The sequence below is a fragment of the Paenibacillus piscarius genome (assembly GCF_022234545.1).
Classification (GTDB): domain Bacteria; phylum Bacillota; class Bacilli; order Paenibacillales; family Paenibacillaceae; genus Paenibacillus_AQ; species Paenibacillus_AQ piscarius.
This window is the reverse complement of record NZ_JAIEUI010000010.1, coordinates 139514-154248: the sequence shown is the minus strand read 5'-3', so window position 1 is coordinate 154248 and position 14735 is coordinate 139514. Positions and strand designations below refer to the sequence as shown.

Sequence of the window (14735 nt, the reverse complement as noted above, 5' to 3'; positions counted from 1 at the left end):
TTAACTGTGCTGCCGTGACACCTTGAACCGCAGCACGGTTCTTAGCTTCTCCGGTTTGACGCGCCGGGCATCCGAGAGATAGATCTCGCGGTGAAGCTTCGATTCCCGCCGCAGTCCCGCTCCAGCACAGAATTGTTCCATTCTGGCGAAGCTGGCCGGCTCCTCATCGTAGGGGCCGGTATGCAGCATCTGTACACTGAGGCCGTCCTCCACTTTGCCGAAGGCGGCCTGCTCCAGCAGCGGATGCGGCTTGCTGGTCTTCACCTTGTGGAGAATCTCCGCTGCGAGCTCAGGAGTGACAAAGTCCGGCTGCCGGATCATGATGGTGTACACCAGCTCAACCTTATCCAGAGCAGCTTTGCTGCGCCCGGCTTCACTGAGGTCCCATATCCCTTCCAGGGGGTAGATGGTGTAGTCGTAGTAGCCTTCTGGGGCCGGGCCGTTTCTAGGCAGCATCTTAACCGTATAGGATAACGAATATAGCACTCCGACCGCTTCCCTGAAGGCAGGAGCATTCGGGTTGCCTTCTCCCTTCAGGAGGAAATACGGATAGGCCGGAACCTCAATCAGCGCCGGCAGAGCCGCCGGGAGATAGATGGCTTTATCGTGTTTTTTCCATTCCACTTTCATTAGGTTCACCTCAGTCACAGGATTCACTTCCTCTCCACATTACCATGCGAACCGGACAGGTGTATGTCATGTTCGTAGCGGGCCGTATCGCATAATTCCAGCATGTAACCGGAAAACCGAGATATTGGCGGTAACGTATCACCAGTACCGAATGTAAATGTAAGCATGGAACAGGAAATAGCTCACCAGAATGCCCGGGCGTGGCGCTTAGGGCTTCATTCTTGTTTTCACAATAAACAAATTCTGGTATTATATCAATATATTGAAACGCTTCCATGAAGAGGAGATGTCTGGTTCCATGTCTGGAAAAAAGCAGGCAGGCGATCCGCCGCCGAAGGTGAAAACTGCCCGCACAGCCCTGGTCATCTCTTTGTGGATCGGGGGCTTCCTGCTGCTGCTTGCCGGCTGTGCTTCGCATGTCTCGTCAGATCCGGACCGGTCCGGCCGCATTCATACCGGGATGGTCGTTGTGATGGCAGTGCTTCTTCTTCTGCTTGCCCTTGGATCCGCGCTCATTCATATCCAGCGGCTGAAGGGGCAGGTGAGCATTCTGCTGGCGGCGGCAGCTGCAAGCGAGCGGCAGATAAGCCGCCTGGAGGCGGATAAGCTGCGCAGCCAGATCAACCCGCATTTTCTGCATAACACGCTCAATACGGTCCAGTGGCTGGCCCGGCTGAACGGGCAGGAGGAGATTGACAAGCTGGTGACCCTGCTGGTGAAGATGCTGCACTATAATCTCGGCAAGCAGAGCATAATCGTAACGATCGGGGAGGAGCTTGAGTCAGTCCGTAATTATATGGAGCTGCAGCGTATCCGTTACGATAATGATTTCGAGCTGCAGGTTGAGGCTGAAGCAGAGCTGATGTCCATAGCGGTTCCCAGGTTCCTCCTCCAGCCGCTGGTGGAGAATTCGCTCTTTCACGGGCTGGGCGGTGGCGGCAGAGTAGACGTTGTGGTTGCCAGGCAGGATGCAGATGAAGTGCGGCTGATGGTCAGAGACAACGGGGCGGGCATGGGTCAGGCGCAGATAGATGAGCTGCTGGCCGGGGAGTCTGTGCCCGGGCGGGGGCTTGGCATTGGATTTGCCTATGTGCAGCGGGTGCTGCGGATGTGTTACGGCGAACGGATGAGCCTGGAGATTCTCAGCGGGGACAGCGGAACAACGGTATCAATCCTGATTCCCATCACAAGCAAGGGGGATTTCGATGATTAAGGCTGTGGTTGTAGACGATGAGCGGCTGGTCCGCAAGGGCTTCATCTCGCTGGTGGACTGGGCATCCTTCGGAGTAGTGATCACCGGTGAGGCGGGAGACGGCAAGGCGGCGCTGGAGCTGCTGGGCAGGCAGGAGATAGATCTGCTGTTCACAGATCTAATAATGCCGGGCATGAGCGGGTTCGAGCTGATCCGCGAGGTGAGGGGGCGCTACCCTCACATTAGCTGTGCGGTGCTGACCTGCCACCATGAATTCGATTATGTGCAGGAGGCGCTGCGGCTGGGAGCGGTTGATTATATTGTCAAAACCCTCCTTGAAGCAGACAACGCCGCAGTGACCATCCGCAGGCTGGTGGAACGCGTCAGGCTGGGCGGCGGGCAAAGTGGAGCACCGGCAGGCGGGGAGCGGGAGCGAATGACAGCAGATCTGGCTATGCTGTATGTACCGCACAGGCCGGAGCTTAGGGAAGAGCAGGTCTACAGGCAGTCTCCGGTGCAGACGGCCCCGCTGCTTGCACTGCAGGACATGTGGCTGGCTCCGCTCCAAGGCGGCTGTGATGCAGCGGACATTACTACAGCGCTAACGGACAGGCTTGGGCCGGGCTGGACAACAGCACTGCTGGCCGGACTGCGCGGCCAGCCGCTGCCGGAGATCGGCGCTGTGCTGGGACAGACTGTCCGGCAGGTGCTATTCTATGATTCAGGCTCAGGTGTGCTCCCGAGGCTGGTGTACGGTGAGTTGCGCGCATTGGCCGGGCAGCCCCGGCTGGCTCCGGCCAATGCCGGGGTGCTGGCTGCTGCGCAGGACCTCCGCTGGACACTGGAGCAGAGAGAGTGGGAGCTCTTCACCGGTGCGGTGCTGTCCCAGCAGCCGCGCCCGGAGGCGGTTGCCGCCTTCGGGCTGGAGCTGCTGCACTGCTGGAGCGGTCTGCTGCTGAAGCCGGAGGAAGCACTGCAGCTGGAGAAGACAGCAGGAAGCAATCAGAGCTGGGTCGACTGGAGCGGCTGGCTGCGCCGGTTCTCTGACCATGTTCAGCGGCGGACGCTTGAGCTTGGGCTGAGCAGGGAGGTCATGTTCTGCCTGTTCCGGGCAGTCCGTTACATGAGGAGCCATGCCGGGGAGAAAATCAACCAGGGACAGGTGGCCGCTGCGGTTCATCTGAGCCGCGGCTATTTCAGCCGGTGCTTCGCCCGTTTCGCCGGGCAATCCTTCGGGGATAGCCTGCGTACCATGCGGCTGGCACAGGCCAAGTCTCTGCTGCTCCATACCCACGTCCCGCTGGGCGAGATTGCCTGCATGTCCGGTTTCGAGGACGAACGGTATTTCCGCAGGCTGTTCCGGATGCATACCGGCAAGCTGCCGAGTGAATACCGGGCGGAGGGAATGCGCAGCACGTAGCTCTGATGCTCCGCTCAGAGCTGTCCGTTCAGCCGCTCTGAATTGAGGGTAACCTTATGAAGCAGGGCAATCAGCGTATCCAGCTCCTCCCCGGTCAGGCCCGCGCACAGCTGGCGGTTGAATTCGTCCAGCAGCGACTGGAGCACCGGAGCGAATCCAAGCGCCTGCTCCGTCGGATACAGCAGGGAGGAACGGCGGTCGCCGGGATCGGTCCGGCGTTCGATATAACCGGACGCCTCCAGCAGCTTGACGGAGCGGGCGGTCGTCGCTTTATCGCATTTAATGAGGCTGGTCATCTGATCCTGAGTAATCCCGGGGTGGTTCAGAACCAGCTTAAGGAAGCTGTGCTGGCCGCCGCTGCCCATACCGTAGGGCACCAGCTCTTTGGCCAGGGCTTTCTGATTCTGGCGGAACAGATGGGAGATCAGCTTGCCGATCGGTTCTTTATGAGAAGTCACAGGCGCACACCTCGCTGGAGATATTAACGGAATCTGCATACAGAAATACCGTCTTGCTCAAAGCTTACCTCAATATTGTTGCATACGCAACTAATCTGCTGTACACTAATAAGTGTTGATTGTTGCGTCTGCAACTATATTGAAAATGAAGACTAGAGGGTGTATGCAGATGAGCAGCTTAGAGGCCACCTACCAGGAGGATGCGGGGATTCAGCAGAAGCGCTGGATCATTCTGATCGTCCTCAATTTGTTTACGTTCATGTCTACCCTGGACGGAAGTATCGTGAATATCGCCCTGCCGGTGCTGGTGAAGGAGCTGGGCCTGCCGGTAGCGCAGGTGGAATGGGTAACCACCGGTTATCTGATGGCCATCTGTGCGGTGATCCTATTCTTCGGCAAGCTCGGCGATATCGCCGGGAAGATCCGGGTGTTCAAGCTGGGCATGGTGATCTTCACCATCGGCTCCCTGCTCTGCGGGTTAAGCCACAGCCTGCCGCTGCTGATTGCTTCACGGGTCATCCAGGCGGCCGGCGCTTCGATGACGATGGCCAACAGCCAGGGGATTGTTACGGACATTTTCCCGTCCACCGAACGCGGCAAGGCCCTGGGTCTGATCGGAACCTTCGTCTCCCTTGGGAGTATCGCCGGTCCGAGTCTTGGCGGTATTATTGTCTCGTCCATGGGCTGGGAATACATATTCTGGGTGAATGTTCCCATTGGCATCCTGGCCATTATTTTGGGCTGGAAGGTGCTGCCTAAGGATCTGGTCCGGGTACAAGCTAAGCTTGACCTGCCCGGCAGCGGGCTGTTCGCTGTCTTTATTGTTACGCTGTTCTCCGGACTGCTGCTCGGCCAGCAGCTTGGGTATGGGGATCAGCGGATTCTGGCTTCGCTGGCCACTGCGGCAGTTGTTTTTGCCGCCTTTCTGATTGTTGAGCTCCGCCGCCGGGAACCGCTGCTGGAGCTGAACCTGTTCAAGAATCCCTTGTTCTCTCTGAGTATCTTCTGCGCCTTCCTCGTGTTCGTCTCGAACTTCTGCTTCAATATTATCGCCCCGTTCTATGCCCAGAACATGCTGAACCTGTCTCCGTTCGATGCAGGCTTCCTGCTGATGCTCTATCCGATCTGCATGGTTGTGGTCGCGCCGCTCAGCGGAGCGTTGTCTGACAGGATCGGCTCCGAGCTGCTGACCTTCGCCGGACTGCTCGTCATGGTTGTCGCCCAATTCGGGCTGGCCCGGCTCCATGAGGGCAGCGCGGTGGTGCTGGTCGGCATCTGGATCGCCATGCTGGGCATCGGCAGCGGAATGTTCGGCTCGCCCAATAACTCGCTCATTATGTCCACGGTGCCGCGTACACAGCTTGGATCAGCGGGCAGCGTCAATTCGCTGGTGCGCAATGTGGGAATGGTGGTTGGCATCACCGTCGCCACATCGATCCTGTTCCATGTGATGAGCAGCAAGGCGGGCTACCGGGTAACCGGATTGGTGGAAGGACGCCCGGAGCTGTTCCTCTCAGGAATGCATGTGGTCTTCCTGACCTCCTCCGGCATCTGCCTGCTGTCGGCGCTGCTTACCGGCTGGAGGCTGTTCAACTCGCGCAGGGCCAAGAAGCTCGGCGTGTAAGCGAAATGTATAAACAGAGCCGGGAGTGCATTATGCCTTCCGGTTTTTTTAGAGATTCTGTCACAAAGAAGTGCCCTATATTGTCTACAGTAATGAAGAACATATATGGAGGCGTTGTTGAGATGAATCTAAGAATGAATTATCGTGAGGTTAACGGGGCGGCATTCCGCGCCATGATGGCACTGGAGCAGCACGCCGGCAGCCGCAGCAAGGATAAGGTACTGTATGAGCTGGTCAAAATCTGGGTATCGCAGATCAACGGCTGCGCCTTCTGTCTGGATATGCACGCCAAGGATCTGATGAAGCTGGGGAACTATGCCGAGCATATTCTCTTGCTCAGTGTCTGGCGGGAAGCGCCGCTGTTCACCGAGAAGGAGCGTGTGCTGCTGGAATTCGCCGAGCAAGTCACTCTGATCAGCCAGGCAGGCGTTCCGCTGGAGCTGTATGACAAGATGCTTACGCATTTCAGCGAAGAGGAGCTGGTGGACTGGATTATGGCGGTGAATACGATTAATAGCTGGAACCGGATTGCTATTACTACAGGAATGTTCCCGGGGTGCTTCAGTTAAGGCATTAGGGATGCAAAGGTAGGGAAGGAGGCTTGCAGGGAGTGGATAGAGGCGATAACTGCACAACTGAGGCTACGGCTGATCCGCCGGCTGAAGACAACACAGGGATCGAGGAGCTGTATCAGACCTACAAAGGATACGCATTCTCCATTGCTTACCGGATGTTAGGCACAGCGGCGGATGCGGAGGATGTTGTACAGGACACCTTCGCCGAGCTGCAGCTCCGCGGCCGGGGCGGAATTCAGCATATCCGGGCTTATATCGCCAAAGGGGTAACTAACCGCTGCCTCAATCTGATGAATACGGCCCGCAGCCGCAGAGAGACGTACATCGGGGAATGGCTGCCTGAGCCGGTCAGCAGGGTGGACGAGGGGCCGGAGGCAGCGGCGGAGCGCAGGGACAGCCTGTCGTACGCGTTCCTGGTGCTGATGGAGCGGCTGACTCCGGCAGAGCGGGCTGTATTCGTTCTGCGGGAGGCCTTCCAGTATGACTATGCTGCGATCGCTGAGATGACCGGCAAGACGGAGAGCAACTGCCGCCAGCTGTTCAGCCGGGCGAAGCGCGTCCTGCAGTCGGAGCCGTCCTCCCGCAAGCCCTCCTCCTCCGGTTATGGGCCTGTCAACGGGAAGCTGCTGGCGCGCTTCACGGCTGCCTTCACGGCCTATGACGTGGACGGTATGCTGAAGCTGCTTGGCGATCATCCGGTTCTTGTGGCCGACGGCGGCGGCCGGGAGGTGCACACGATTCTGCGGCCGATGGCAGGCCGCAAGGGAGTGACGGCGCTGCTGACCTCGCGCAGGGTGATGCATCATCTTCACGAATGGGAGCTTACGGCCGGGCCGGTGAATGGAGAACCGGCTCTGATCTTTACCTGCGAGGGTGAAGTTAAGGCGGTGCTTCTCCTAAGCCCGGACCGAAGCGGAGAGCGGGTCGGGCAGCTCTATCTCCTGATGGACCCGGCGAAGCTGACCCGGATCGCCTTGCCGGCGGACTGATGATAGGCATCACCAAAAGACACGTTGTCCGTCCCTTAGGGGGAGGCAACGTGTCTTTGCATTAGGGCCGGACCTTAGACGCTAAGCCGCTTAATTCTTGAAGCTGTGAATCGGCGCCGGTATCCGTCCGCCGCGGTTGACGAAGCCGGCACAGTTGAACGGATTGACTGCCATGACCGGCGCGTAGCCGAGCAGACCGCCGAACTCCACCATCTCGCCAACATCTTTGCCGATGACCGGAATCACGCGGATGGCGGTGGTCTTGTTGTTAACCATGCCGATAGCCGCTTCATCCGCGATAATGCCGGACAGGGTCTCCTTGCTGGTGCTGCCCGGGATGGCAATCATATCAAGGCCTACGGAGCAGACGCAGGTCATCGCTTCGAGCTTCTCCAGGGTTAGCGCTCCGCGCTGGACGGCCTGGATCATGCCGTGGTCTTCGCTGACCGGGATGAAGGCTCCGCTTAAGCCGCCTACGTAGGAGGAGGCCATGACGCCGCCCTTCTTCACATTGTCGTTCAGGATCGCCAGTGCGGCCGTTGTCCCCGGTGCTCCGGCTTCCTCCAGGCCCATGACCTGGAAGATCTCAGCGATGGAATCGCCGATCTCGGGCGTTGGTGCCAGCGACAGGTCGATGATGCCGAACGGCACATTCAGCCGCTTCGAGGCCTCCTGGGCTACGAGCTGCCCGACCCGGGTCACCTTGAAGGCTGTCCGCTTGATCGTCTCGCACAGCGTCTCGAAGTCCTGCCCCTTCACTTCCTCCAGTGCACGCTTGATGACGCCGGGCCCGCTTACGCCCACATTGATGACGCATTCCCGCTCCCCGACGCCATGGAAGGCCCCGGCCATGAACGGGTTGTCCTCCACGGCATTGCAGAAGACGACCAGCTTGGCACAGCCGATGGAATCACGGTCCTTCGTACGCTCGGCGGTCTGCAGAATAATGTCGCCCATCAGCTTCACAGCGTCCATATTAATGCCGCTGCGCGAGGAGCCGACATTGACGGAGGAGCAGACCCGTTCGGTGACCGCCAGCGCTTCGGGGATACTGTCGATCAGAATCCGGTCGCCGGTGGTGCAGCCCTTCTGCACAAGCGCGGAATAGCCGCCGATGAAGTTGACACCGACCTCCTTGGCTGCCTTGTCCAGTGTCTGGGCGACAGGTACATAAGTGTCGGTATGCACGGCACCCGCAGCAATGGATATCGGGGTGACGGAGATCCGCTTGTTAACAATCGGCACGCCGAACTGGCGCTCCAGGTCTTCACCCGTCTTGACGAGCTTCTCGGCGCAGCGGGTGATTTTGTCATACACCTTCTGGTTGAAAATCTTCATGTCTGCATGAGCGCAGTCCATCAGGCTGATTCCCATTGTGATGGTGCGGACGTCCAGGTTCATCTCCCGGATCATTTTGTTGGTCTCCTGAACTTCTACAAGTGAGATCATTCGGTCTTCCTCCTCTCTCTGCCGGTTAAATCCGGTGCATAATGTTGAAGATATCTTCGTGCTGCAGCTTGATCTCCACGCCGATATCCTTGCCGACCTGCTGAAGATCCTCCACGATCTCCTCGAAGGACTTGGTGGGGGCGGAGATGTCCACAATCATCATCATGTTGAAGTAATCCTGCACGATCGTCTGCGAGATATCCAGGATGTTCAGATTGTTCTCTGCGAGGTATGTACATACTTTGGCGATAATTCCTACTTTGTCTTTTCCCAGTACCGTAATAATCCCCTTCACTTATAAAGCCTCCCGTTCCGTTATATGCTCTATATTCTTCGCTCACTGCCGCTTTAACGGAATGAACGATTTCAATTATTATGTCAAATGAGAGGCCAGTTATCAACCAAAGCTTTTGTGTCGGGGCGGACACAGATTTGAGCTTGCTTTTCGGGGAGTATATAATAATGTTGACACGATATGTAAAATATGATTTATTGAAGGTTTGAACGATACGGAACCGATTAAGGAGCTATTTATGACAACGGGAAAATATAAAGAGCTGATTAAAGAGCGCACGCGGGAAACGCTGCAGAGATGGGCCGGTCAGCCGGAGGTCATGGAAAAGGAGATTTACCGGTTCCTGCATAATCTGAAGGGCACCTCAGGCACCGTTGGACTTCAGGCTGTGGAGGCATTCTCCGCTAACGCGCTGCTCTATTTCTCGGAGGATCATGACCGGAGCTGGACAGAAGCCGAGTGGGGGGATTATCTGTATCCTCTGCTGGGTTTATTTGACGAGCCTGAAAGGAAGGGTGCACTGCCTGATTCAGAGAATGCGCTGTCCCCTGGAAGGATAGAGCCGCAATACGAGATTCTGATCATTGATGATGATGTAGAGCTGGTTGCTTATCTGCGGGAGGCTCTGGAGCGGAGCACCTACTATGTAAGCATCGCGTTGTCTGCCAGCCGCGGGCTGAAGCTGTTCTATGAGAACAAGCCGGACCTGATTCTGCTCGATATTATGCTGCCTGACCGCAGCGGGATCGATGTGCTGCACCAGATTATCGGTAAGGCTAAGAAGGAGCGCATTCCGATCCTCATCATCAGCGGGGAAACCTCCAGAGAGGTGCAGAAGCACGCATACTCCCTGGGGGTGATGGATTACGTACAGAAGCCGGTGGATACCGATCTGTTCCTGGCCCTGATCAAGAACCGGTTCGAGCTGAAACGGGAGTGGCAGGAGTCCATTATCGTGGATGAGCTGACCGGGGCGTTCAACCGCAAATATTTCAATCAGACGATGAAGCAGCTCATCTCGGATTACAAGCGGACCGGCCGGATCTTCTCGCTCGCGCTGCTGGATCTGGATTATTTCAAGCGGGTCAATGATACGTACGGCCATCTGACGGGAGATGAGGTGCTGCTGGCCTTCTCAGAGCTGGTCAGGCAGTCGATCCGCACCGAGGACACCTTCTGCCGCTATGGCGGCGAGGAATTCGCTCTGTTCATGCCGAATACCCCGCCGGAGCAGGCGCTGCTGGTGATGGAACGGATTCAGGAGTGCTTCGCCGCCAGGGAATTCCGGGCAAGACGCGACAGCTTCCATCTGACGTTCTCCTGCGGGGTTACCGGGATCAGCGGAGCGGAGCAGGATGCGGAAGCGCTGGTCGGGGAGGCCGATCAGGCGCTCTACTACAGCAAGTCTAACGGAAGAAATCAGACCACGGTATATGCAGTGGAGATTATGCAGGGGCAAAGGGATACCCGGCTTAATGTAATCATTGTGGATGATGACCCGCTGATCCGCCGGATTGTCACCGGCAATCTCTCTCTGTGGGAGCCGGAGAATATTGGCGGAATCAGGGTCACCAGCTATCCTGACGGTGCGCAATTCCTGAATTCGGACTGGTATGCCCCGGAGGAGAAATACATTATTCTGCTGGATGGCGTCATGCCCGGACTCGACGGGCTTGAGGTGCTGGAGAAGCTGCGCGCCGGTTACCCTGAGGCTGATATCCTGGTCGTTATGCTGACCGGCCGCAATGATCAGCGCGATATTATCCATGCCCTGCAGATGGGAGCGGACGATTATGTGATTAAGCCGTTCCATCTGCCGGAGCTGCTGAGCCGGATCGAGCGGCTGGCCCACAGGTTTCTGTTCTGAATGAAGTGCATCCCGGGAAGGGATAGGCGAAAGGTGAGAGTGTGCAATGAGGCAAAAGATATTGATTGTGGATGACGAAGACGTGCTGCGGATGCTGATCGAGGATACGCTGGAGGAGCTGGAGGATGTAGAGATCCATACCGCCGAGAATGGCATAGAAGCCCTCACACGGCTTGCAGCGGAGTCGTATGATCTGGTGATACTGGATTATATGATGCCGGAGATGACCGGGATTGAGGTGCTGAGCGAGCTGGACGCTGAACTGAAGCAGCGCACCAGGGTTATGATGCTGACAGCCAAGGCCCAGGAAACGGACCGTACCCGGGCAAGGGAGGCGGGGGCCCGCTACTTCATGCCGAAGCCGTTCAGCCCGATGGAGCTGCTGCAGCTCGTGGAGGACATCCTCAGTGAAACGCCGTAACCCCTCTGATCTCAGCATCAAAACGAAGTATATACGGACGATTCTCGCCTTGTTCGCCGCCGTTATGGCCGTCGGGATCGGGTTGTTCTTCTACATCAGTGTGCAGCAGGAGAAGCTGGAGCAAGACCGCAAGGAGCTGGTGCACAAGACGGAGGTCATTAACGATCTGGCAGCGATGCTGAGCGAGCTGTTCTTCCGGGCCAGAGGTTATGCGGCCACCCAGAGCGGAAGTGAGCTGAAGCTGCTGAATACTGCCGTGGAAGGGCTTGACGGTGTGCTGGAGAGATATTCCCTGCTTAAGCTGTCTCCTGAAGAGATCCAGTACGGGGATAACCTGAAGCTGTTCTATAGCCAGTACAAAAGCGAGACTCTGCCAGAGGTGATCCGTCTGGTGGAGAACAATGATTATGCGGGAATCCGCAAATTGTCCGAGAGCGGCGGTACCCGGGCTGTGAATGATTATCTGAGGTATACGAAGCAATTCTTAGCGGATTCGGATGCACAGCTCAAGGATATGACCTCCCGCTCGATCAGACAGGCGGATCTGTTCACGCTCACTGCATTTCTTTTTAGCGGCGTCCTGCTGTTATTCTTCACCCTGCTGGTCTGGCGGATGCTCCGCACGATTGTTGATCCGGTGGTGAGGCTGGAGGAAGCAACGAATTCGCTAGCGGCCGGTGAGGCTGTTCTGCTGGGTAAGCTCCATAAACGGGATGAGATCGGCCGGCTCTATGAAGCCTTCTTGAATATGGCGAGGAGCATCCAGGACAAGGAAGAAGAGCTGACGATGCAGAATGAGGAGCTGCATGCCCAGCAGGATGAGCTGCAGGATCAGCAATTCAGGCTGGAGCGGTCGCTTAGTGAGATCGGGAGCATGATGAAGGCGCTGGATCAGACCTCGGCCGTGGGCATTTTGTCAGACAAAGGCGTATTTACGTATGCCAATGATAACCTGAGCCTGTATACCGGTTATAAGAACGCTGAGATTCTCGGATACACCTTCCGTCTGTTCGAGCTGCATAATATTACGGAGCTTCAGGTGGAAGCAATGATCCGCAAGCTGTCAACCGGCGGCGTCTGGAGCGGGGAGACGCAGCTTACAGCGAAGGACGGGACGCCGCTCTGGCTGCAGCTGACCATTATGCCGTATCTGAATGATGAAGGCCGGATCTACCAGTATATTCTGATTGCCAACAACATCACCTCCATGAAAAGCGTGCAGCAGGAGCTGGCCGAGACACTGAAGAGCACTGAGCAGACGACAATCATGCTGGAGCTGAACAATCAGCTCAACCATGAAATTACCTATACGCTGGACAAGCAGGAATTCGCCGAGAAGTTCAACCGGTTCATGAACCGGCTGTATTCGTTCGATTCGAGCTTTTTCCTGCTGGTTAAGGATAAGATCGCAGTTGTCAAAGGGGTGCCGCAGGAGAATGTGGAGCGGTATCTGGACGGGAACAGCCAGGAGATGCTGTACCGGCTCAGCCAGGAGAAGTCCTATATTGTGAAGCGCATAGGCACGCCCAGCGAGCAGGGGATTGCTGCCAAGGAGGTCTATTGCTATGACTTCTACACAACGGTCGTCAATGCAGAGGACGAGATTCTGGCAGTCTTCAGCGGAACGCGCATCGGGCACACCTTCACGGACGAGGAGAACAGTGAAATCCAGGGCATCATGATCCGGGTGGCGCTGGCGATTGAACGCCTGTTCATGTACGAGGAAATTGAGAATGGCCGCGAGCTGAACCACGATATCGTCAACAATGTCAATGAGGGTATCCAGTTTGTGAACACGGAGGGAGTCATTCAGCATATCAACAAGGCGCTCAGCCAAATGTTCTGTTATGAGGACTGGGAGGAGGGCATGCTGATTCCGCAGGAGCGCTGGATGGACCACTTCACGGAGCAGGTGAATGAATCGGAGGAGCTGAGAAGCTTTTACCAGATTGCGATGTCGGAGCGCACGATGGATTCCAGCACGATGAAATATTCGCTTGGCCAGGAGAACATGAAGCATGTGGATGCGTATGCCATTCCGGTCTTCCGCCGGGAGGTCCGAGTCGGGACGCTGTTCGTCCACCGTGACATCACCCGCGAGTATGAGCTGGATCTGATGAAGTCCGAGCTGGTGAGCACGGTCAGCCATGAGCTGCGCACCCCGCTGTCCAGTGTGCTGGGCTTTACCGAGCTGCTGCTGTCCAGAACGATGAAGCCGGAGAAGCAGCTGAAGTATCTGGAGACGATCCACAAGGAGGCCAAACGCCTGACCGAGCTGATTAATGACTTCCTGGATCTGCAGCGGATGGAGTCGGGCACCCAGCTCTACAATGTGGAGAAGGTTAACCTTAGCGAGACGGTCCTCAGCGTAATTGACCAGTATAAGCTAAGCGGAACCCATCATATCCTGCTGGAGGACGCGGCGCTGAATGCTGAGGTTGAGGTGGACAAGGACAAGATTATCCAGGTGCTGACTAACCTGCTGAGCAATGCCATCAAGTTCTCCCCCGGCAGCAATGAGATCAAGGTGATGCTTCATAATGAGCCGGACTCGGTCGTAGTGCGGGTTCAGGATCACGGGCTGGGGATCCCGAAGAACCAGATCGGGCAGCTGTTCCAGAAGTTCCGCAGGGTGGATAACAGCGCCTCGAAGCGGATCGGCGGAACGGGACTCGGGCTGGCCATCTGCAAGGAGATTATTGAGAAGCAGCGGGGTACGATCGGGATTGAATCGGTGGAAGGCGAAGGTTCGACCGTCTGGTTCCGTCTTCCGGTGCTGAATGGGCAGAGCGGCCATTCCGAGGACGAGCATACCCATCGATGGGGGAGCGGCAAGGCGCATAAGCCGGATGTCATGATCGTTGAAGATGATTACAGCCTGTCGCTGCTGCTCTCCGAGGAGCTGAAGGGCAAGGGCTTCCGGGTTACCCACCATTATCATCCGCAGAGAGCCTTTGACCAGGCGCTCAAGACCCCTTTTGTTGCTATTATTGTAGATTTGATGCTGGGGGACGAGCTGGATGGCTGGGATCTGATCTCGATGCTGAAGAACGATCCGCGCACGGAGAAGGTACCGATTGTGATCTCCTCCGCGCTGGATAAGGATGACAAGAGCATGATGGCTAATGTGCAAAAATATCTGACCAAGCCATATCCGCCGGGCGAGCTGTCGGGCACGCTGCAGGAGATCGTGGATATCCAGCTGAAGACGGGCGAGGTGCTGGTCCCGGATGACGGGGAGAGCGGGCACGGATGCATGTGAGAAACCGAACACAAAATGACTGGTGTGGGCGCGCGGGCCAAATGTAATCGGAAAACCGATCACAATCGGAGCTGCGTGGGCGCGCGGGTCAAATGTAATCGGAAAACCGATCACAATTGGAGCAGCGTGGGCGTGCGGGCCAAATGTAATCGGAAAACCGATCACAATTGGAGCTGCGAGGGCGCGCGGGTCAAATGTAATCGGAAAACCGATCACAATCGGAGCTGCGTGGGCGCGCGGGCCAAATGTAATCGGAAAACCGATCACAATTGGAGCTGCGTGGGCGCGCGGGCCAAATGTAATCGGAAAACCGATTACAATCGGAGCTGCGTGGGCGCGCGCGCCAAATGTAATCGGAAAACCGATAACAATCGGAGCAGCGTGGGCGCGCGGGCCAAATGTAATCGGAAAACCGATCACAATTGGAGCTGCGTTGGCGCGCGGGCCAAATGTAATCGGAAAACCGATCACAATCGGAGCAGCGTGGGCGCGCGGGCCAAATGTAATCGGAAAACCGATCACAATCGGAGCAGCGTGGGCGCGCGGGCCAAAT

At 56.8% G+C, this 14735-nt stretch carries 12 protein-coding genes; 8 read left to right on the top strand and 4 right to left on the bottom strand.

All coding sequences use genetic code 11. The features are described from left to right. Complete coding sequence (locus K1558_RS17460; RefSeq protein WP_238652925.1) at positions 1-648, bottom strand: GyrI-like domain-containing protein; 648 nt, start codon at positions 646-648, stop codon at positions 1-3. Between the two features lie 280 nt (positions 649-928). On the opposite strand from K1558_RS17460, the gene K1558_RS17455 reads away from it, so the two are divergent. Further along, entirely contained in the window at positions 929-1843 is a 915-nt protein-coding gene (locus K1558_RS17455; protein WP_238652924.1) for a sensor histidine kinase, read from the top strand. After that, positions 1836-3242: a response regulator transcription factor gene (locus K1558_RS17450; RefSeq protein WP_238652923.1), complete on the top strand. Its 1407-nt coding sequence runs from the start codon at positions 1836-1838 to the stop codon at positions 3240-3242. The genes K1558_RS17455 and K1558_RS17450 overlap by 8 nt, the downstream gene beginning before the upstream one ends. A 14-nt stretch (positions 3243-3256) precedes the next feature. Here the strand turns inward: K1558_RS17450 and K1558_RS17445 are convergent, their stop codons facing one another. Then, positions 3257-3700 carry a MarR family winged helix-turn-helix transcriptional regulator gene (locus K1558_RS17445; RefSeq protein WP_238652922.1) on the bottom strand — a complete coding sequence of 148 codons (444 nt, stop codon included), beginning with the start codon at positions 3698-3700 and terminating at the stop codon, positions 3257-3259. Between the two features lie 169 nt (positions 3701-3869). Here K1558_RS17445 and K1558_RS17440 point away from each other — a divergent pair, with 169 nt between their 5' ends. The 3 genes from K1558_RS17440 to K1558_RS17430 all read left to right on the top strand — a co-directional run bounded on the left by K1558_RS17440 (position 3870) and on the right by K1558_RS17430 (position 6888). Next, on the top strand, positions 3870-5324 hold the full coding sequence (locus K1558_RS17440; RefSeq protein WP_238652921.1) for an MFS transporter: 1455 nt from the start codon (positions 3870-3872) through the stop codon (positions 5322-5324). A gap of 122 nt (positions 5325-5446) precedes the next feature. Then, positions 5447-5893 carry a carboxymuconolactone decarboxylase family protein gene (locus tag K1558_RS17435; protein ID WP_238652920.1) on the top strand — a complete coding sequence of 149 codons (447 nt, stop codon included), beginning with the start codon at positions 5447-5449 and terminating at the stop codon, positions 5891-5893. A gap of 41 nt (positions 5894-5934) precedes the next feature. After that, positions 5935-6888 (top strand): sigma-70 family RNA polymerase sigma factor, encoded by a 954-nt coding sequence (locus tag K1558_RS17430; protein WP_420800442.1) that lies wholly within the window; start codon positions 5935-5937, stop codon positions 6886-6888. A 90-nt stretch (positions 6889-6978) separates the two neighbouring features. Here K1558_RS17430 and K1558_RS17425 read toward each other — a convergent pair whose 3' ends face one another. Continuing rightward, entirely contained in the window at positions 6979-8337 is a 1359-nt protein-coding gene (locus K1558_RS17425) for a PFL family protein (RefSeq protein WP_238652919.1), read from the bottom strand. Positions 8338-8362: 25 nt separating this feature from the next. Continuing rightward, positions 8363-8632, bottom strand: coding sequence for an ACT domain-containing protein (locus K1558_RS17420; RefSeq protein ID WP_238652918.1), 270 nt, complete (start codon positions 8630-8632; stop codon positions 8363-8365). Between the two features lie 238 nt (positions 8633-8870). Here K1558_RS17420 and K1558_RS17415 point away from each other — a divergent pair, with 238 nt between their 5' ends. From K1558_RS17415 to K1558_RS17405, 3 genes are read left to right on the top strand one after another with little or no spacing between them, the layout of a single operon-like run. Next, positions 8871-10499 carry a diguanylate cyclase gene (locus K1558_RS17415; RefSeq protein WP_238652917.1) on the top strand — a complete coding sequence of 543 codons (1629 nt, stop codon included), beginning with the start codon at positions 8871-8873 and terminating at the stop codon, positions 10497-10499. A 46-nt stretch (positions 10500-10545) separates the two neighbouring features. Next, a complete protein-coding gene (locus K1558_RS17410; RefSeq protein ID WP_238652916.1) occupies positions 10546-10920 on the top strand; it encodes a response regulator in 375 nt (124 codons plus the stop codon). Continuing rightward, positions 10907-14182, top strand: a complete 3276-nt coding sequence (locus tag K1558_RS17405; protein ID WP_238652915.1) for an ATP-binding protein — start codon at positions 10907-10909, stop codon at positions 14180-14182. The genes K1558_RS17410 and K1558_RS17405 overlap by 14 nt, the downstream gene beginning before the upstream one ends. Positions 14183-14735: the final 553 nt, after the last annotated feature.